Annotated in this window: 18 protein-coding genes; 4 read left to right on the plus strand and 14 right to left on the minus strand. The window is 60.4% G+C overall.

Translation table 11 applies throughout. The annotated features are described in order from the left end of the window. Positions 1-2: 2 nt before the first annotated feature. From MOQ67_RS07045 to MOQ67_RS07090, 10 genes are all read right to left on the minus strand, one after another. Entirely contained in the window at positions 3-1,343 is a 1,341-nt protein-coding gene (locus MOQ67_RS07045) for a two-component response regulator AauR (protein ID WP_017844606.1), read from the minus strand. Further along, positions 1,340-3,241, minus strand: a complete 1,902-nt coding sequence (locus MOQ67_RS07050) for a two-component sensor histidine kinase AauS (RefSeq protein ID WP_198717939.1) — start codon at positions 3,239-3,241, stop codon at positions 1,340-1,342. Before MOQ67_RS07050 ends, MOQ67_RS07045 begins: the two co-directional genes overlap by 4 nt. A 159-nt stretch (positions 3,242-3,400) precedes the next feature. Continuing rightward, positions 3,401-4,135, minus strand: coding sequence for an amino acid ABC transporter ATP-binding protein (locus MOQ67_RS07055; RefSeq protein ID WP_017844608.1), 735 nt, complete (start codon positions 4,133-4,135; stop codon positions 3,401-3,403). Then, a complete protein-coding gene (locus MOQ67_RS07060; protein ID WP_017844609.1) occupies positions 4,132-4,803 on the minus strand; it encodes an ABC transporter permease subunit in 672 nt (223 codons plus the stop codon). The genes MOQ67_RS07055 and MOQ67_RS07060 overlap by 4 nt, the downstream gene beginning before the upstream one ends. After that, positions 4,803-5,549 carry an amino acid ABC transporter permease gene (locus MOQ67_RS07065; protein WP_017844610.1) on the minus strand — a complete coding sequence of 249 codons (747 nt, stop codon included), beginning with the start codon at positions 5,547-5,549 and terminating at the stop codon, positions 4,803-4,805. Before MOQ67_RS07065 ends, MOQ67_RS07060 begins: the two co-directional genes overlap by 1 nt. Before the next feature lie 194 nt (positions 5,550-5,743). After that, a complete protein-coding gene (locus MOQ67_RS07070) occupies positions 5,744-6,670 on the minus strand; it encodes a glutamate/aspartate ABC transporter substrate-binding protein (RefSeq protein WP_017844611.1) in 927 nt (308 codons plus the stop codon). Positions 6,671-6,985: 315 nt separating this feature from the next. Beyond that, positions 6,986-8,524 carry a glycerol-3-phosphate dehydrogenase gene (gene glpD / locus MOQ67_RS07075; RefSeq protein WP_193040462.1) on the minus strand — a complete coding sequence of 513 codons (1,539 nt, stop codon included), beginning with the start codon at positions 8,522-8,524 and terminating at the stop codon, positions 6,986-6,988. A gap of 275 nt (positions 8,525-8,799) precedes the next feature. Beyond that, positions 8,800-9,555: a DeoR/GlpR family transcriptional regulator gene (locus tag MOQ67_RS07080; protein WP_017844613.1), complete on the minus strand. Its 756-nt coding sequence runs from the start codon at positions 9,553-9,555 to the stop codon at positions 8,800-8,802. A gap of 95 nt (positions 9,556-9,650) precedes the next feature. Then, positions 9,651-11,156, minus strand: coding sequence for a glycerol kinase GlpK (gene glpK, locus MOQ67_RS07085; protein ID WP_017844614.1), 1,506 nt, complete (start codon positions 11,154-11,156; stop codon positions 9,651-9,653). Between the two features lie 79 nt (positions 11,157-11,235). After that, complete coding sequence (locus MOQ67_RS07090) at positions 11,236-12,090, minus strand: MIP/aquaporin family protein (protein ID WP_198717938.1); 855 nt, start codon at positions 12,088-12,090, stop codon at positions 11,236-11,238. 327 nt (positions 12,091-12,417) lie between these two features. Between MOQ67_RS07090 and ybaK the strand changes: the two genes are divergently transcribed. After that, complete coding sequence (gene ybaK, locus MOQ67_RS07095) at positions 12,418-12,888, plus strand: Cys-tRNA(Pro) deacylase (RefSeq protein WP_017844616.1); 471 nt, start codon at positions 12,418-12,420, stop codon at positions 12,886-12,888. A gap of 24 nt (positions 12,889-12,912) precedes the next feature. On the opposite strand, the gene MOQ67_RS07100 is transcribed toward ybaK, so the two are convergent. Both MOQ67_RS07100 and argF read right to left on the minus strand, forming a co-directional pair. Further along, on the minus strand, positions 12,913-14,022 hold the full coding sequence (locus tag MOQ67_RS07100; RefSeq protein WP_017844617.1) for an ABC transporter ATP-binding protein: 1,110 nt from the start codon (positions 14,020-14,022) through the stop codon (positions 12,913-12,915). Further along, the gene (gene argF, locus MOQ67_RS07105) at positions 14,019-14,939 is read right to left on the minus strand and encodes an ornithine carbamoyltransferase (protein ID WP_026139754.1); all 921 of its coding nucleotides are present in this window, start codon (positions 14,937-14,939) and stop codon (positions 14,019-14,021) included. The genes MOQ67_RS07100 and argF overlap by 4 nt, the downstream gene beginning before the upstream one ends. Before the next feature lie 433 nt (positions 14,940-15,372). Here argF and MOQ67_RS07110 point away from each other — a divergent pair, with 433 nt between their 5' ends. Continuing rightward, positions 15,373-17,481, plus strand: a complete 2,109-nt coding sequence (locus tag MOQ67_RS07110; protein WP_198717937.1) for a molybdopterin oxidoreductase family protein — start codon at positions 15,373-15,375, stop codon at positions 17,479-17,481. An 86-nt stretch (positions 17,482-17,567) separates the two neighbouring features. After that, positions 17,568-17,906, plus strand: coding sequence for a Grx4 family monothiol glutaredoxin (gene grxD / locus MOQ67_RS07115; RefSeq protein WP_017844620.1), 339 nt, complete (start codon positions 17,568-17,570; stop codon positions 17,904-17,906). Positions 17,907-18,078: 172 nt separating this feature from the next. Here grxD and bfr read toward each other — a convergent pair whose 3' ends face one another. Both bfr and MOQ67_RS07125 read right to left on the minus strand, forming a co-directional pair. Continuing rightward, positions 18,079-18,549, minus strand: coding sequence for a bacterioferritin (gene bfr, locus MOQ67_RS07120; RefSeq protein ID WP_017844621.1), 471 nt, complete (start codon positions 18,547-18,549; stop codon positions 18,079-18,081). A gap of 201 nt (positions 18,550-18,750) precedes the next feature. Beyond that, complete coding sequence (locus MOQ67_RS07125; RefSeq protein WP_026139755.1) at positions 18,751-18,969, minus strand: bacterioferritin-associated ferredoxin; 219 nt, start codon at positions 18,967-18,969, stop codon at positions 18,751-18,753. 245 nt (positions 18,970-19,214) lie between these two features. Here MOQ67_RS07125 and MOQ67_RS07130 point away from each other — a divergent pair, with 245 nt between their 5' ends. Continuing rightward, positions 19,215-19,817: a peroxiredoxin gene (locus MOQ67_RS07130; RefSeq protein ID WP_017844622.1), complete on the plus strand. Its 603-nt coding sequence runs from the start codon at positions 19,215-19,217 to the stop codon at positions 19,815-19,817. Positions 19,818-19,827: the final 10 nt, after the last annotated feature.

Below are 19,827 nucleotides of genomic sequence, written 5' to 3' on the forward strand. Positions count from 1 at the left end.
CCTCAGTGGCTCAAACCGTATTTCTTGACCTTGTCGAACAGGGTGGTCTTGGCCATTCCCAGTTCCTGGCTGGCCTGGGTCAGGTTGCCGCCGCTGCGTTGCAGCGCGTCGTTGAGCAGGTTGCGTTCGAAGGCTTCCACCGCTTCGGTGAAGGCCAGGCCCTGGCTGCCGCTGCTGGCGCCGCTTTTCTTGAAGGCGGGCAGGCCCAGGGCGAAGCGCTCGGCGACGTTGCGCAGTTCACGCACGTTGCCTGGCCAGTCGTGGCTCATCAGGTTGGACAGGGTCTGGTTGTCGAGGTCCGGCACGCTGCGGTCGAAGCGCAGGGATGATTGCTGCAGGAAGTGTTCGAACAGTTGCAGGATGTCTTCGCGGCGTTCGCGCAAAGGCGGCAGTTCCAGGGTCACGACGTTGAGGCGGTAGTACAGGTCGCTACGGAACTGGCTGGCGCGGCTCAATTCGTCGAGGTCGGATTTGGTGGCAGCGATCACCCGGCAATCCACCGCCACGCTCTGGTTCGAACCCAGGCGTTCGAGGGTGCGTTCCTGCAACACGCGCAGCAGCTTGATCTGCAGGTTGATCGGCATGCTTTCCACTTCATCGAGAAACAGCGTGCCTTCGTGGGCGTGCTCGATCTTGCCGATCCGACGTTTGCCGGCGCCGGTAAAGGCGTTGGCTTCGTGGCCGAAAATCTCGCTTTCGAACAGGTTCTCCGGCAGGCCGCCGCAGTTCAGCGCGACGAATGGGTGGGCGTGGCGTCGGCTGAAATCATGCAGGCACCGCGCGACCAGTTCCTTGCCGGTGCCGGTCTCGCCTTCGATCAGCACGTTGGCCGAGGTATCCGCGACGTTGGCGATCAATTCGCGCAGGTTTTGCATTGCCGGCGAGCGGCCGATGATGCGTCCTTCCAGGGAGTCGCGCTCGGCCAACTGGCGGCGCAGGGCCCAGACTTCCCGTGCCAGCCCGCGCTGTTCCAGGGCGCGGCGCGCGACGTCGACCAGGCGCTCGGGAGAGAAGGGTTTTTCCATGAAGTCATAGGCGCCGTTACGCATTGCGCCGACCGCCATGGAAATATCGCCGTGCCCGGTAATCAATACCACCGGCAGGCTTTTATCCAGGGCCTTGAGGCGGGTGAGCAGTTCCAGGCCGTCGATACCCGGCAGGCGGATATCGCTGATGACGATGCCGGCAAAGTTCTCGCCGATGCGCTTGAGCGCCTCTTCGGCACTGCCCACGCCGACGCTGGGGATGTCTTCCAGTGCCAGGGCTTGCTGGCAGCCGAGCAGCACGTGGGGGTCGTCTTCGACGATCAGGACGGTGAGGTCAGGGTTTTTTTCTACGTTCATGACGACTCGGCTGTTTGAGCGCCCACCAGCGGCAGGCTCAGGACAAAGGCAGTACCACCACCGACGGGATGCTCCACGGCGAGGTTGCCGCCGGTGGCCGCGGCCAGGCTGGCGGACAACGTAAGGCCAAGGCCCAGGCCTTGCTCGCCGGGTTTGGTGGTGAAGAACGGTTCGAACAGATGCTTGCGCGCCTCGGGGTCGATGCCATGCCCGTTGTCGCGCACCTGCAGGCGATATTTGCCGTCGGCTTCATGGCCTTCCAGCCACAGCTCCGGCGCCGGTTGTGCTTGCATGGCATCGAGGGCGTTGCCGATCAGATTGACCAGGATCTGCTCCAGGCGCGTCTGGTCTATCTGCAATTGGGCCGGGGCAAAGTCGCGGTGCAGCGTCAGCGGCAGGCTGTCGAGACGCGCGCCGAGCACTTGGAACGCGGCATCCACGGCCTTGCCCAGGTTGGCTTCGCCCTGGTCGTCGCCGCGCCGCGCGAAGGAGCGCAGGCTGGCGGTGATGCGGCCCATGCGGTCGATCAATTCGTTGATGGTCTTGAGGTTGGCGCTGGCGGTATCCAGCGCGCCGCGTTCGAGGAAGCGCACGGTATTGCCGGACAACGTGCGCAACGCGGCGAGGGGCTGGTTCAATTCGTGGGCGATGCTGGTGGACATCTGGCCGATGGCCGCCAGTTTGCCCGCCTGCACCAGCTCATCCTGGGCGCGGCGCAGGGTTTCCTCGGCCTGGCGGCGTTCGCGAATCTGCCCCTTGAGGCGCTCGTTGCTCGCGCGCAGGTCGGCGGTGCGTTCGGCAATCCGGCGTTCCAGCTGGCTGTTGGCTTCCTGCAAGGCTTCCCGGGCGGCGAGGCGGGTGGCGATGACTTTGCGTCGTTCGTTCCAGGCAATCAGCAGGAGCGCCACCAGGCCAAAGGCGACGGCCACCAGGATGCCCTGGTTGATCGCTGCACGGCGCAGGTCGTTGAGCGGGGTGAGCAGGGTGAAATTCCACGGCGTGTCGCTCAGCGGCCGGGTCTGGGCCAGGTAGCTGACTTCGTGCTCATCGGCCACCACTTCACTGTTGGCCGGAAAGGTCAGTTTTTCCGTGCCTTCGTTGAGGCGCTCGCGGGCCAGGGGCTCCAGCTCGTTCAGCGTCGCCCAGTAATATTGCAGGCTGTGCGCCAGGCGGTCCTTGGTCTCATCGCTCAGGGGGCGCACCGCCTTGAGGCGGCGGGCCGGGTCGCTGGAAAGGATGATGATGCCGTTCTCGTCGCTGACAAACGCTTCGAGACGCGCGCGTTTCCAGCGTTCCTCCAGGGCTTCGAGGCGGACCTTGACCACGGCGACGCCAATGATCTTGCCGTGCTCTTCCAGGCCGTGGGCCAGGTAGTAGCCGGGTTCGCCATTGGTGCTACCGATGCCATAGAAACGCCCGGGCTGGCCGCGCACGGCGTTCTGGAAATAGGCGCGGAAGGACAGGTCTTCACCCTGGTAGCTGTCGGCATCGCGCCAGTTGCTGGTGGCCAGTACGCGGCCGGTGGTGTCCATCACATAGATGGCCCGACTGCGGCTGCGTCGGTTCAGGCCTTCGAGGTAGTCGTTGACGGTCTTGCGGGTGTCCTGGTTCGGCTCGGCCAGCAGCGTGGACACGCTGGATTCGAGTTCCAGGAGGCTGGGCAGGTACGTGTATTTGCTCAGTTCGCTTTCGACGGTGCGGGCATGCAGCTCCAGCTGGCGTTCGCCGGTATCGCTGAGGGTGCGGATGCCATAGTACTCACTGATCCAGAAGCCGATATAACCCAGGCCGATCATCAGGGCGATGATCAACGGCGGCAGGAGCAGTTGGCGGATCAGACGAGGCTTCACGGCAAGTGATGGCGGCGCGGCGCGATAGAGGTTGGGGTCGCATTTCATCACAGATGCCTTGGGTCAGCTACCGCTCACCCCTTCCTGTAGGAGCGAGCTTGCTCGCGAAAAAACCAAGGGCACCGCGTTCATCCAGGATGTGCGCTTCATCGTTGCCGTTTTTCGCGAGCAAGCTCGCTCCTACAGGAGGAGCAAGCTGTGGCTTTTTTAGTGCTGCAGGATTTTCTCGAGGAAGTGCTGCGCGCGTTCGGAGCGGGCGCTGATGTCGCCGAAGAACTCTTCTTTCGGGCAGTCTTCGATGATCTTGCCGGCGTCCATGAAGATCACGCGGTCGGCCACTTTGCGGGCGAAGCCCATTTCGTGGGTCACGCACATCATGGTCATGCCTTCCTGGGCCAGTTGCACCATCACGTCCAGCACTTCGTTGACCATTTCCGGGTCGAGGGCCGAGGTCGGTTCGTCGAACAGCATGACGATCGGGTCCATGGCGAGGGCGCGGGCAATCGCCACACGTTGCTGCTGGCCACCGGAAAGCTGGCCAGGGTGCTTGTGGGCGTGCGCCGACAGGCCGACGCGATCAAGCAGTTGCAGGCCCTTCTTGGTGGCTTCTTCCTTGCTGCGGCCGAGCACCTTGATCTGCGCGATGGTCAGGTTTTCGGTGATGGTCAGGTGCGGGAACAGCTCGAAGTGCTGGAACACCATGCCGACGCGCGAGCGCAGTTTCGGCAGGTTGGTCTTCGGGTCGGCGATGGACGTGCCGTCGACGATCACGTCGCCTTTCTGGAACGGTTCCAGCGCGTTGACGCACTTGATCAGGGTGGATTTACCCGAGCCGGACGGCCCGCACACCACGATCACTTCGCCTTTTTTAACCTCGGTGCTGCAATCGGTCAGCACCTGGAAGTCGCCATACCACTTGTTGACGTTTTTGATAGAGATCATACGGCAAACCTTTTTTGCAGACGCTTGACCAGCAGCGAGGCGGAAAAGCTGATGATGAAGTAGACGACACCGGCGAAGATCAGGAACTCATTGGAGCGGCCGATGATGTCGCCGTTGGAGCGGGCGGAGTTGAGGAAATCCACCAGGCCCACGGTGTAGACCAGCGAGGTGTCCTGGAACAGGATGATGCTCTGTTGCAGCAGCAACGGGGTCATCTTGCGGAACGCCTGGGGCAGGATGATCAGGCGCATGGTCTGACCGTAAGTCATGCCCATGGCCTGCGCGGCCGCCATCTGGCCCTTGGGGATCGATTGCACGCCGGCCCGCACGATTTCACAGAAGTACGCGGCCTCGAACATCATGAAGGCCACGACGCAGGAGGCGAATGCACCGATCGGCGTGTCTTCGCCGGTGATCCAGCGCAGCACGAAGGGCACCGCCAGGTAGAACCAGGTGATGACCAGCAGCAACGGGATCGAGCGGAAATAGTTCACGTAGGCGCCGGCCAGGCGTGACAGCAACTTGCTGGACGACAGGCGCATCAACGCCAGGATCGTGCCGAGGACAATACCGCCGACCACGCCCATGACCATCAACTGCAAGGTCATGACCATGCCGTTCCACAGGCCGGGGATGGCGGGGATGATGCCGCTGAAATCGAATTCCATTATTTACCCCCCACGGAGATCAGGCCGGGCACTGCGACTTTCTTCTCGACCAGGCGCATCAGCAACATCAGGCTCATGTTCAGGGTGAAGTAGATCAGCGTGGCCAGGGTGAAGGCTTCAAACAGGTTGGCCGAGAATTCGGCGGTCTGCTTGGTTTGCGCCAGCAATTCCATCAGGCCGATCAAGGACGCCACGGAGGAGTTCTTGAACACGTTGAGGAATTCCGAGGTGAGCGGCGGAATGATGATCCGGTAAGCCTGCGGCAGCAGCACGTTCCAGTAGATCTGCGGCAGCTTGAAACCCATGGCGCGGGCGGCGGCTTCCTGGCCACGCGGCAGCGCCTGGATGCCGGTGCGTACCTGCTCGCAGACACGGGCGGCGGTGAACAGGCCCAGGCACACCACAACGCTCAGGTAGGCCGAGGTGGTCGGGTTCAGGTCTTGCTTGTACCAGTCCTGCAGGTTTTGCGGCAGCAGGTCGGGTATCAGGAAGTACCAGATGAACAGCTGCACCAGCAGCGGCACGTTGCGAAACAGTTCCACGTAGCAGGTGGCGATGCCCGATACGATACGGTTTGGCACGGTACGCATGACCCCCAGCATGGAGCCCAGCAGCAAGGCGATGATCCATGCCACGACGGCGATGGCAATGGTCCAGCCCAGGCCGGCGATGTACCAGTCGAGATAAGTCTCGCTGCCAACGCCGGTGGACTTGAAGAACACGCCCCAGTCCCAGTTGTAATTCATTAGGGTCTCCCCTCGAGATCGATCGATGTACAAGCACCCGCTTGGGGAAAATCCGTTCCCGCCTGACGGTGAACGCCAGGCACACACGATCGGCTCGAAAACCGCCCGGTCGAGTGTTCCAAAATATAGCCAGCAGGTAGTAACAGACGCCTGAGGGAGGAGTGGCTCCCTCAGGAGATAAGGTTAGCCAGAAATCAGATTTTTACGTCAGGCGCAGGCTTATCGCTCGGATTGGCGATCAGTTCCTTGACCTTGTCGCTCATCGGGAAGTTCAGGTTCAGGCCTTTTGGTGGGATCGGGCTTTCGAACCACTTGCTATAAATCTTGTTGATTTCACCGGATTTGTAGAGCGCGACGATGGCGTCATCCACGGCTTTCTTGAACGCAGGATCTTCTTTGCGAACCATGCAGGCGTAGGCTTCGAAGGACTGCGGAGTACCAGTGATAACCCAGTCATTCGGCTTCTTGGCCTTGGCTTCTTCACCGGCCAGCAGGGCGTCGTCCATCATGAAGGCAACGGCGCGGCCGCTTTCCAGCATCTGGAAGGACTCGCCGTGGTCTTTGGCGGAGATGACGTTCATGCCCATCTGCTTGTCGGCGTTCATCGCCTTGATGATGCGCTCGGACGTGGTGCCGGCGGTGGTCACGACGTTTTTGCCTTTGAGGTCGGCGAAGTCGCTATAGGACGGCTTGCCATCCTTGTCTTTCTTGACCAGCAGGCGGGTGCCGATTTCGAAGATATTGGTGGTGAACGCCACTTGCTGGGCGCGCTCGGCGTTGTTGGTGGTGGAACCGCACTCGATGTCCACGGTGCCGTTCTGCACCAACGGGATACGGGTCTGGGAAGTGACCAGGTTGTACTTGGCCTGCAGTTGGGGCTTGTTCAGGTCTTTTTTCAGGGCTTCGACGATAGCCAGCTGAATGTCGTGGGAGTAGCCCACCGGTTTACCCGAACCATCCGCGATGTAGGAAAACGGAATGGAGCTGTCGCGGTGCCCAAGGGTGATGGTGCCCGAGTCGTTGATTTTTTTCAGCGTGCCGGTGAGTTCGGCGGCGAAAACTGGAGTGCTGATCAGAGCGGCAGCGATAGCTGCGCCCAAAATATGGGGAACGATGCGCATCAATACTTCCTCGACATTTGTTTTTTTTATGAAGCCGGTTAAGCGGCTCTCTTATACAGCGAATGCCCGTGACGGCTCCTGAGGCATCTCAGGCAATCGTCCTGAAGTGTAGAGCATGAGTCGTGCCAGTCCACGAGTAAAAGGTTAACTATATGATTTATATAGGAATTAACTTTTTATGAGCGAGGATTTATAACGGCCAGGTCCGGCAAACCGAATCGCGCAGGGGAATGGTGTTCGGAAAACCGAATGGCTGAACCGATATGAAAAAGCCCCTGGGCCTTACGGCGCAGGGGCTTTTGTACGAGCGGTCTGTCAGGCCGCCTGGATCTTGCTGCGGTTATGCTCAACCTTGGACAGATAACGCCGCACATTGGCCTGTTCTTCCGGGGTGGTGAACAGGCCAAGCTTGGTACGGCGCCACAGCACGTCCTCGGGTTGGGTCGCCCATTCTTCGGCGCACAGGTAGTCGACTTCGCGGGTATACAGGCCGCCACCGAGGTGGTCGCCGAGGTCGGCCAGCGATTGCACGCCTTCGAGCAGGCGCCAGGTGCGGCTGCCGTAGGTGGTGGACCAGCGCCGTGCGATCTCGCTTGGCACCCAGTTGAACTGGGTACGGATGGCCGCAGCGAGGGCTTCCGGCGTGCTCATGTCTTCGCCGCCCGGCAGGCTGGCGGTGGCGGTCCAGCTTGGGCGCATCTGTGTGAAATAGGGCGCCAGGTGAGCCATCGCCGACTCGGCGAGTTTGCGGTAGGTGGTCAGTTTGCCGCCGAACACCGACAGGATCGGCGCCTCGCCAGCGCCGCCGGAGAGCGACAGGGTGTAGTCGCGGGTGATGGCCGACGGGTTGTCCGACTCATCGTTGCACAGCGGGCGCACGCCAGAGTAGGTGTGGACGATGTCGTCGCGGCTCAGTTGCTTCTTGAAGTGAGCGTTGACCACCTTGAGCATGTAGTCGGTTTCACCTTCGGTGATCGCCACTTTCGCCGGATCGCCGGTGTATTCGCGGTCGGTGGTGCCGATGATGGTCAGGTGGTCCAGGTATGGAATCGTGAACACGATGCGCTGGTCTTCGTTCTGCAGGATGTGCGCGTGGGCGCCTTCGTACAGTTTCGGCACGATCAGGTGGCTGCCCTGGATCAGGCGGATGCCGTAGGGCGAATCCAGCTTCAAGTCTTCCTTGATGAATTTGGCGACCCACGGCCCGGCGGCATTCACCAGCGCCTTGGCGCGGATCGAGAACAGGCTGCCGTCGGTGCGTTCCATGTTCATTTCCCACAGGCCCTTGCTGCGGTACGCGCTGACGCAGCGGGTTTGGGTGTGGATGTGTGCGCCTTTTTCACGCGCGGCCATGGCGTTGAGCACCACCAGGCGGGCGTCATCGACCCAGCAGTCGGAATATTCGAAGCCTTTGGTGATTTCGCTTTTCAGCGGGCTGTCGGGGCCGAACTTGAGACTTTTCGAACCGGCGAGCTTTTCGCGCTTGCCCAGGTGGTCATACAGGAACAGGCCGGCGCGGATCATCCACGCCGGACGCAGGTGCGGGCGGTGCGGCAACACAAAGCGCATCTGCTTGACGATGTGCGGGGCCTTGGCCAGCAGGACTTCGCGTTCGGCCAGGGCTTCGCGCACCAGGCGGAATTCGTAATGTTCGAGGTAACGCAGGCCGCCGTGGATCAGCTTGCTGCTGGCGGAGGACGTGTGGCTGGCCAGGTCGTCCTTTTCGCAAAGGAATACCGACAACCCGCGCCCGGCTGCGTCTGCTGCGATGCCGACGCCATTGATCCCGCCACCGATTACGGCAACGTCATAGACTTCGGCAAGCGGTGGAGCAGGCAAGGTGGAAGGGTTCATCGGCTGGCCTCGCGATCTTTTCGTATTGGAAATCGAACATTAATGTTCATTTCCGAAAATGGTAGCTGATAAACGCGCCCACAGCCACCCGACTTCGATTGAAAAAACTCATCGAAGGGCGAGAAAAGGAAAATTTGTGAACATGTGCCTGGGGAAGGCTCAAGGAAATGGGGCTGGATCAATTGCTATCGGGGGCAAGCCCCCTCCCACATTTGAATGGGTTCACACATCAAAGTGTGGGAGGGGGCTTGCCCCCGATAGCATCAGTGCAGACGCTAGACGACTTCCAGCCGAACCTTATGCTGGTTCAACAACTGCACCAGCGCTGGCACCGGCTGCTGGTCAGTCACCAGGCAGTCCACCAGGCTGATCGGGCCCAGGCGAATCATGGCATTGCGCCCGAATTTGCTCGAGTCAGCCGCCAGGATCACCTTGCGCGCATTGGCGATGATCGCCTGGGAAACCCGCACTTCCTGGTAGTCGAAGTCGAGCAGGCTGCCGTCTTCATCGATACCGCTGATGCCGACCAGGGCGAAATCGACCTTGAACTGGTTGATAAAGTCGACGCTGGCCTGGCCCACCACGCCGCCGTCACGTCGCACACTCCCGCCAGTCAGCAGTACGTCGAAGTCGTCCTTGGCGCTGAGCATGGTGGCGACGTTGAGGTTGTTGGTGATGATTTTCAGGTGATTGTGGTTGAGCAACGCACGGGCGATGGATTCGGTGGTGGTGCCGATGTTGATGAACAGCGAGGCATGGTCGGGGATTTGTGCGGCGATCGCTTCGCCGATGCGCTGTTTCTCGTCGCGCATCTGGTCGGCCCGCATGGCGTATGCGGTGTTTTCGACGCTGGAATCATAGGCTGCGCCGCCGTGGTAGCGGCGCAACAGGTTGGCGTCCGCCAGCTGGTTGATATCGCGGCGGATGGTTTGCGGGGTGACAACGAACAACTGCGCCATTTCCTCGATACTGACGTAGCCGCGTTCGCGGACCAGTTCGAGGATTTGTTGCTGGCGGGGAGGCAGATTCATTGGGCGTCCTTTGGGCTGCCATACAAAAGTGGCCCATGATGACGCAGGAATCTGCTCCCTGCCAGTTACAACCCTAAGTGGTTCCGGCGAAGGGCTTATTCAGCGCCTTCGTGAGGTTCCCAATCACGGGTGCGGCTCACCGCTTTTTGCCAGCCGGCGTAGAGTTTCTCCTTGGCCGCTTCTTCGAGCTGGGGTTCGAATTCGCGCTCGATCACCGCTTTGCCGCGCAATTCCTCCAGGCTGCCCCAGAAGCCGCAGGCCAGGCCCGCCAGGTAGGCGGCGCCGAGTGCCGTGGTTTCGCGCATTTGCGGGCGTTCGACCTGGGTGCCGAGGATATCGGCCTGGAACTGCATCAGGAAGTTGTTGGCCACCGCGCCGCCGTCCACGCGCAGGGATTTAAGGCGTTCGCCGGAGTCCTGCTGCATCGCGTCCAATACGTCGCGCGTCTGGTAGGCAATCGACTCCAGAGCTGCACGAATAATGTGATCCACGCGCACGCCACGGGTCAGGCCGAACAACGCGCCACGGGCATACGGGTCCCAATACGGCGCGCCCAGGCCGGTGAACGCGGGCACCAGGTACACGCCGTTGCTGTCCTTGACCTTGCCGGCGAAGTATTCGGTGTCGTGGGCGTCGTTGATGATTTTCAGCTCGTCGCGCAGCCACTGTACGGTGGAACCACCGTTGAACACGGCGCCTTCCAGGGCGTAGGCCACTTCGCCACGCGGGCCGCAGGCGATGGTGGTGAGCATGCCGTGCTTGGATTTCACCGCTTTGTCGCCGGTGTTCATCAGCAGGAAGCAACCGGTGCCATAGGTGTTCTTGGCTTGGCCCGGTTCCACGCACATCTGGCCGAACAGCGCGGCCTGCTGGTCACCGGCGATGCCGCCGATGGCAATGCCACTCTTGGTGCGGCCGTAGATTTCCGACGACGATTTCACTTCCGGCAGCATTTCCCGCGGCACATCGAGGATGTCCAGCATCTTCGCGTCCCACTCCAGGGTGTGGATGTTGAAGAGCATGGTGCGCGAGGCGTTGGTGTAGTCGGTGACGTGGGTCTTGCCGCCGGTGAATTTCCAGATCAGCCAGCTGTCGATGGTGCCGAACAGCAGCTCGCCGTTGCGCGCACGTTCGCGGCTGCCTTCGACGTTATCGAGAATCCACTTGAGCTTGGTGCCGGAGAAGTACGGGTCGGTGACCAGGCCGGTGGTGTCGCTGATGTATTGCTCGTGGCCATCACGCTTGAGCTGCTGGCAGATCTCGGTGCTGCGGCGGCACTGCCAAACGATGGCGTTGTAGATCGGGCGGCCGGTGACTTTGTCCCAGACCACGGTGGTTTCGCGCTGGTTGGTGATGCCGATGGCGGCGACCTGGTCATGGTGCAGGCCGGCCTGGGCCAGGGCTTCGACCATCACCGCGCTCTGGGTCGCGAAGATTTCCATCGGGTCATGTTCGACCCAGCCCGCTTGCGGGTAATGCTGGGCGAACTCACGTTGGGCGGTGCAGACCACGTTGGCGTCACGATCGAAGATGATCGCCCGGGAACTGGTGGTGCCCTGATCGAGGGCAATGATGTAGTTCTTATTCTGAATGTCGGTCATGTCGATTGCCTTGGACGAGAAATAAGGAAGTGGGTAAGCCGCCTGGGCCACGAAGGGGCAGGGTGGACCAGGCCGGCTATCAGGAAATACGGGTGTTGCCGTTGATGGCGCTGTCTTCGGTTTCGGCGACAGCGGGTGCGGCGCTTGGTAGGTGACGGGCAATCAGCCCGCGATACGCTGCAGCCCCCAGGCATGCACCGACAATCGGTGCGAAAATCGGCACCAGGAAGTAGGGAATATCACGCCCGCCAGTAAAGGCCATTTCACCCCAACCGGCGAAAAAGGTCATCAGCTTGGGCCCGAAATCCCGTGCCGGGTTCATCGCAAAGCCGGTCAGCGGGCCCATCGCGCTGCCAATCACCGCGATCAGCAAGCCGATCAGCAGCGGTGCCAACGGGCCGCGTGGCAGGCCGTTGTTATCGTCGGTCAGGGCCATGATCACGCCCATCAGAATCGCGGTGATGACCATTTCCACCAGGAAGGCCTGGGCCGTGCTCAGCAGTGCATGGGGATAAGTCGAGAATACCGAGGCCAGTTCCAGGCTGGCCTGGGTACCGCGCACCAGATGGTGGGTTTGTTCGTAATCGAAAAACAGGTTGCTGTAGAGCGTGTACACCAGGGCCGCGGAGCAGAAGGCGCCGGCGACTTGGGCGAGGATATAGAAGGGCAGTTTGCGCTTGTCGAAATCGGCAAAGAGACACAGGGCGATGCTGACCGCCGGGTTCAGATGTGCCCCGGAGATGCCCGCGCTCAGGTAGATCGCCATGCTTACGCCGATCCCCCAGATGATACTGATTTCCCATAAGCCAAAGCTGGCACCCGCGACCTTGAGCGCAGCGACACAACCTGTACCGAAGAAGATCAGAAGCGCAGTCCCCAGGAATTCGGCCATGCATTGGCTCGAAAGTGAAGGCTGTTGAAGTGCAGTTGTCATGGAAAACCTCAATTTGTTGTTCTTGTCTGGCGTCTGGCCTCAACGGGCCTTGCGCGATTTTCACCGTGTCGAGGATCCCCATCCCGGGCACGGCTTACTGCTGGAATGCTGCGGATGTATTCGTACAGTATTCGGAAACGAAAAAATATAGACAAGAATGACTGCTGTCAAAGGTCGAAAGTGAACTATCAGTCATTTTCGAACTATAGGTTTGATGAATAATCACGCTCGCCACAGTAAGTATTGCCATGAGTGAGGGGCGTACTAGAGCGTTTTGTGTGGGCTTGGCCTAGAATTGGCCATCCGTTTGCCACGCCTGGAGCGTCCATGACCCCTGCATTGGATTTGTTGAAAAAAGTTCGCGCCGAACATCGCATTCACAGTTATGAACACGATCCCAAAGCTGCATCGTATGGCCTGGAGGCCGCGGAAAAGTTGGGTCTGGACCCGGCGCAGGTGTTCAAGACCTTGCTGGCGAGCAGCGAGAAGGGTGAATTATTGGTGGCGGTGGTGCCGGTCGTCGGAAGTCTGGACTTGAAAGCCCTGGCGCACGCCGCCGGGGTGAAAAAAGTCGAGATGGCCGACCCGGCGGCGGCGCAGCGTTCCACTGGCTATCTGCTGGGTGGGATCAGCCCGCTGGGACAGAAAAAGCGTTTGCGCACCTTTATTGATATTACCGCGCAGCCGTTCCCGACGATTTTTGTCAGCGCCGGGAGACGGGGGCTGGAAGTGGAGTTGTCCGCAGCGGTTCTGGCCGAGCATACCCAGGCCACGTTCGCGCCGATCGGCCGGGCCTGAGTTCGAAGGCTGGAGCGGGTTTCTTCAGTTGGCCGGGCTGTAGCGCCGCACACCCGAATCGGTGTGCGGAATCTGCGCCGCCGTGCTGCCGGAAGCCCGGAACAGCACCAGGTGTTCGACGGCGACGCGGATCCCCACGTCTGCACCGACCTGATGGTCGGCGTGGCTGGGGAAGATCGACTCCAACTGGGCACCCGTCGGCAGTTGCAGGCGGTACAAGGTCGAGGCGCCGAGGAACGTCTTGCCGACGATCCGCGCTTTCAACGCGCTGTCCGGTGCGTAGACGATGTCGTCCGGGCGCAGCAATACATCCACGGCGCCACCTGACGGCCAGCTATACGCGCGGTTGCCGCGCAGGTCGCCGAGCTCGGTGCTGACCGATTCCGGCGTACACAATTGGCCACGGATGAAATAGCCCTGGCCGACAAAGCTTGCGACGTAGGGTGTGAGCGGTTCGTGATAGAGGTTGTAGGGCGTATCCCACTGCTCCAGGCGACCTTCCTTGAACACGCCGACGTGGTCACTCACGGCAAATGCTTCTTCCTGGTCATGGGTCACCAGGATCGCACTGGTGCCACGTGCCTTGAGAATCTCGCGCACCTCATGGCTGAGCTTGCGTCGCAGCTCGCCATCGAGGTTGGAGAAGGGTTCGTCGAGCAGCAACAATTGCGGCTCCGGCGCCAAGGCACGGGCGAGGGCCACGCGTTGTTGCTGACCACCGGACAGCTCGTGGGGGAAACGCTTGCCCAGGTTCTTCAGGTTGACCAGCTCCAGCAATTCGGCGACCACGCGGTCTTTCTGCGGGTGCTTGCGAATGCCAAAGGCGATGTTGTCGGCCACGCTCAGGTGGGGAAACAGCGCGTAGTCCTGGAACACCATGCCGATGCGACGTTTCTCCGGCGCCAGGGTGAACCCTGCACTGGAGATGACTTCGCCGGCCAGGCTGATTTCGCCTTCGTGTACCGGTTCGAACCCTGCGATCGCACGCAGGGTGGTGGTCTTGCCGCACCCCGAGGAGCCGAGCAGGCAACCGATGTCGCCGGCGTTGAGGTGCAGGTTCAGGTTCTGTACCACCCGCTGATCTTGATAGCCGCATGCCAGATTGCGCAGGTTCAGCAGTAATGGCTTGCTCATGCGTGGTGGTACGCCGGTTCGACCAGAAATTCGAGCAGGGCCTTTTGTGCATGCAGACGGTTTTCTGCCTGGTCCCAGGCGACCGAACGCGGGTCGTCGAGCAGATCGAGGCTGATTTCTTCGCCACGGTGGGCAGGCAGGCAGTGCATGAACAGCACGTCCGGCGCGGCCAGGTCGAGCAGGGCGCGGGTGACCTGGAACGGTGCAAACAGCTTCAGGCGCTTGGCGGTTTCGTCTTCCTGGCCCATGGAGGTCCAGACATCGGTGCTTACCAGGTGCGCGCCGACTACCGCGTCTTTTGGATCACGCAGGATCTGCACGCGACCATCGGCTTTGGCCAGGAATTCGGCGGACGGCTCGAAGCCTTCCGGGCAGGCGATGCGCAGGTGGAAGTCGAACTGGATCGCCGCTTCTATATAACTGTTGCACATGTTGTTGCCGTCGCCGATCCAGGCCACGGTCTTGCCCTGGATCGAGCCACGGTGCTCGAGGAAGGTTTGCATGTCGGCCAGCAACTGGCACGGGTGCAGGTCATCGGACAGGCCGTTGATCACCGGTACCCGGGAGTTCGCGGAAAATTCGGTCAGGGTGCTGTGGGCAAAGGTCCGGATCATCACCGCATCGAGCATGCGCGACATGACAATCGCGCAATCGCTGATTGGCTCGCCACGGCCCAACTGGGTGTCACGCGGCGACAGGAAGATGGCCTGGCCACCCAACTGGATCATGCCGGCCTCGAAGGACAAGCGGGTGCGGGTCGACGATTTCTCGAAAATCATCCCGAGTACGCGGTTTTTCAAAGGCTCGAACAGTACGCCGCGGTTACGCAGGTCTTTAAGCTCAATGCCTCGACGGATCACGCTGACCAGCTCTTCGGGCGTGCAATCCATCAGGGAGAGAAAGTGCCTTGCGCTCATCATTAACTACCTTTTTGCAACAGACCGCAGATACTCAAAGCCTTGTTTATTGTGAAAACGGGCGAGACCTGCGGCGAAAGCCGCACGGGGCGACGAAATAGGGGAAGGCGCGATCTTATAATTAAATGTCGCGTCTTACCAATAGGGCTACGGTGTTTAGGGGTGTTCAGACAGGCGCGAGAGCGCTTTTGAAGACGATTTCCTGACAGCAGCAGGTCATTTGTACACTGGCCCTGCGACCTTTTGCAATCCGCGAGGGCGGGGCCAGGCCAGGCTGCGTCGGTTTCAGGGGCACTTCGGCAGGTTTTGAAACATTTTCTCACGCTTGCCCATGGCCTGGCCTGATGCCCTTCGATTCACGCGACGAACGTTGCTGGTGCCCGCCGCAGTCGCGGCCCATAGTCAGGCCAAAGCCCTAATAAAGAGACTGGCCATGACCAAGACTCTCCACCACCGTGCCTGCCATCTGTGCGAAGCCATCTGTGGCCTGACCCTGGAAACCACCCAAGCCGAAGACGGCAGCCTGGCGATCACGTCGATCAAGGGCGACCCACTGGACACCTTCAGTCGCGGGCATATCTGCCCCAAGGCAGTGGCGTTGCAGGATATCCAGAATGACCCGGACCGCCTGCACCAACCCATGTTGCGGGTGGGTAGCGAATGGCAACCGATTGCGTGGGAAGACGCCTTCGCGCTGGTGGCCGAAAAACTGGCGGGCATCCAGGCTCGCTACGGACAGAATTCAGTGGCGGTGTACCAGGGCAATCCCAGCGTGCATAACTACGGGCTGATGACCCACAGCAATTACTTCCTTGGCCTGCTCAAAACACGCAACCGGTTTTCCGCGACGTCGGTCGACCAGTTGCCTCATCACCTCAGCAGCCATCTGATGTACGGCCATGGCCTGTTGTTGCCGATTCCGGATATCGACCACACCGACTTCATGCTGATCCTCGGCGGCAACCCGCTGGCGTCCAACGGCAGCATCATGACCGTGCCCGACGTGGAGAAGCGCCTCAAGGCCATCCAGGCCCGGGGCGGCAAAGTGGTGGTGGTCGACCCGCGGCGCAGCGAGACGGCGGCGATTGCCGATCAGCACCTGTTTGTACGGCCCGGTGGCGACGCCGCGTTGCTGTTCGGACTGCTCAACACGTTGTTTGCCGAAAACCTGACCCGTGCCAGTCACTTGCCAGTCGACGGCCTGGACGACGTGCGCCGCGCAATCGCCGGGTTTACCGCCGAGGCCATGAGCCGCCAGTGCGCGCTGCCTGCCGAGCAGATCCGCCAGCTGGCGCGGGATTTTGCCGCGGCGGACAGGGCCGTGTGTTACGGGCGCATGGGCGTTTCGACCCAGGCATTCGGCACGCTGTGCCATTGGCTGGTGCAATTGATCAATCTGGTCACCGGTAACCTGGATCGTCCAGGCGGCGCCTTGTGTACCACGCCAGCGGTGGACCTGGTGGCCTCCACCTCCGGCGGGCATTTCAATCGTTGGCAGAGTCGTGTGTCGGGGCGTCCGGAGTACGGTGGCGAGTTGCCGGTGTCGGCGTTGGCGGAAGAAATGCTCACCGAAGGTGAAGGACAGATCCGCGCCCTGGTCACCGTGGCCGGCAATCCGGTGCTATCGACGCCGAATGGTCGCCAGTTGGAGCAGGCCCTGGATGGGCTGGAATTCATGGTCAGCGTCGATCTCTACATCAACGAGACGACGCGTTATGCCGACCTGATCCTGCCGTCCACCTCGGCGCTGGAAAACGATCACTACGACACCACCTTCAATATGTTCGCGGTGCGCAATGTCAGCCGTTTCAATCGTGCGATCCTGCCCAAGCCTGACGGCGCGCTGCACGACTGGGAGATCTTCGTCGGCCTGGCCAAGGCGTTTGCCGCGCACACCGGGGTTGCGCTCAAGCCGACCCTGCCACCGGCGCAGATGATCGACTTCGGCCTGCGCGCCGGCGTGTATGGCGATGCTTCCAGCCACCAATTGTCGGTGGCAATGCTCGCCGAACACCCCCACGGCGTGGACCTGGGGCCCCTGACGCCCAATCTCGTCGCGCGCCTGAAAACCGCGAATGGCCGGGTACAGGCCGCGCCGGCCGTGATTCTGGCGGACCTCGCGCGCTTCGCGGCGCAACCGCTGCCACCGGCCGACGAATTGCTGTTGATCGGCCGCCGCCATGTGCGCAGCAACAATTCCTGGATGCATAACTATCACCGCCTGGTGAAGGGCAAGCCCCGGCACCAACTGCTCATGCATCCGGAGGATCTGGCCCGCCGCCAATTGAGCGACGGGCAGCGGGTGAAGGTCAGTTCGCGCATCGGCATGATCGAGGTCGAGGTCGCGGCCAGCCTGGACATGATGCCAGGCGTGGTCAGCCTGCCGCATGGTTGGGGCCACGGGCGTCCGGGCGTGCAGATGACGATCGCCAGCCGTCAACCGGGTGCCAGCGCGAACGACCTGACCGACGAGCGGCAGTTGGATGAGTTGTCGGGCAATGCCGCGCTGAACGGCGTGCCGGTCCACGTAGCTGCGGCATAAGGTCTCCGAGCACCACGCTGGGATTTTGCGTTACAATGCGCCACCGTGCCGACCTGTGAGTCGCAAAGTTCCAGCCGAGGTGTTCCATGGATATCATCGAAACGATCAAAGAGCAGATTGCCAACAACACCATTCTGCTTTACATGAAGGGCTCTCCCAATGCCCCGCAGTGCGGCTTCTCCGCGAAAGCGTCCCAAGCCATCATGAAATGTGGCGAGAAATTCGCTTATGTGGATATCCTGCAAAACCCGGAAATTCGCGCGAACCTGCCGAAGTACGCTAACTGGCCGACTTTCCCGCAACTGTGGGTAGCCGGTGAGCTGGTCGGCGGCAGCGATATCATCAGTGAAATGTTCGAGAACGGTGAGTTGCAGACGTTGGTCAAAGACGCAGCGGTAAAAGCGGCAGCCCAGACTGAAGCTTGATTGGCCTGCAACAAAAAGCCCCGCTTCTCATACGAGAGCGGGGCTTTTTTGTACTTCATCTGTAGGAGCGAGCTTGCTCGCGAAGAACGTCAACGATAACGCGGGCCCCCTGATGGAATGCGGGGCCCTTGAGTTTTTCGCGAGCAAACTCGCGCCTACCGTGAATAAGGGGTTATTCACCCATCTGCGATTGCAGGTAGTTCTCCAGGCTGACCTTGTCGATCAGGCCCAGTTGGGTTTCCAGCCAGTCGATATGTTCTTCCTGGTCTTCCAGGATATCTTCCAGCAGTTCGCGGCTGCCGAAGTCCTTGGTCACTTCGCAGTGAGCGATGGCGGCCTTGAGCTCGCTGTGGCTCTTGCGTTCGAAGCCTAGGTCGCTGCTGATCATTTCGTGGGTGTGCTCGCCGATGTTCAGCTTGCCCAGGTCCTGTACGTTCGGCAGGCCTTCCAGGAACAGGATGCGCTTGATCAGGGCATCGGCGTCCTTCATGGCTTTGATCGATTCCTTGTACTCACGCTTGCCCAGCTTTTCCAGGCCCCAATCGTCATACATGCGCGCATGCAGAAAGTACTGATTGATCGCGACCAGTTCATTGCCAAGGATTTTGTTGAGTTGCTGGATGACTGAGATGTCGCCTTTCATGATTGGGGTCCTGCCCTTTATTCGCGGTATATAAGCAGGAGTCTGCGTGGCGAGCCCCTGAGTGTCAAACCTAAGTTATTGAATAATAAATGAAAATTAATCTGAATAAGAATGTTTATGTTCCGCGTCTTGGCCCTAACTAATTGAATTGCGGGCATAAAAAAGCCGGACACTAAGTCCGGCTCTTTAAAATACGTTGATTCAGGCGTGTGTAAATTCTGCTGAATAGGGCAGCGCGACCTGAGCTGTTTGCAGCTGCGTCAGGGTTTCCCGTACCACTTGCTTGGCGAGGCAAGCACATTTGCCACATTGGCTGGCAACGCCGGTCGTTTCACGCACTTCCTTGTAGCTGCAGCAACCTTCGTAGATTGCTTCGCGGATTTGTCCGTCGGTGACGCCAGTGCAGAGGCAGACATACATAAGGGAGAACCATCGCGGGTTTAAGGCTTAAGTGCGATGGATCTTAATGTTAACGAGAATGATTGTCAAAGTAGTTTTGCCGTGCTGGGCCGCGACTTTGCCTGTGCGCTGACGAACGGTTTTTTCAGTGTATGATGGTCGGTCTTCACGAAGCGTGACTGCGTCACAGGCTTGTCGCTTATGCGCGGCAGACTCAAGGCCGGTCCTTTTACTTCAATCGTCACCCCTGCATCAGGAGATATCCAATGAGCGTACTCGTCGGCAAACAAGCCCCGGATTTCGACGTACCTGCCGTTCTCGGCACTGGCGAAATCGTTGACAGCTTCAAGCTGTCTGAAGCCATCAAAGGCAAATACGGCCTGGTGTTCTTCTACCCGCTGGACTTCACTTTCGTCTGCCCTTCGGAGCTGATCGCTCTGGACCACCGCATGGACGATTTCAAGGCGCGTAACGTTGAAGTGGTCGCGGTTTCCATCGACTCCCATTTCACCCACAACGCCTGGCGCAACACTGCCATCAACGATGGCGGCATCGGCAAAGTCAAATACACCATGGCTGCCGACATGAAGCACGACATCGCCAAGGCCTACGACGTTGAGTCCGAAGGCGGCGTGGCGTTCCGTGGCGCGTTCCTGATCGATGACAAGGGCGTTGTGCGCTCGCAGATCATCAACGACCTGCCGCTGGGCCGTAACATGGAAGAGCTGATCCGTCTGGTCGACGCGCTGCAATTCCACGAAGAGCACGGCGAAGTCTGCCCTGCCAACTGGAAAAAAGGCGACAAAGGCATGAACGCTTCGCCAGAAGGCGTTGCAGCCTACCTGACCGAGAACGCCGGCAAGCTGTAAGCCACGTTTG

The organism is Pseudomonas sp. LY-1, assembly GCF_053502595.1.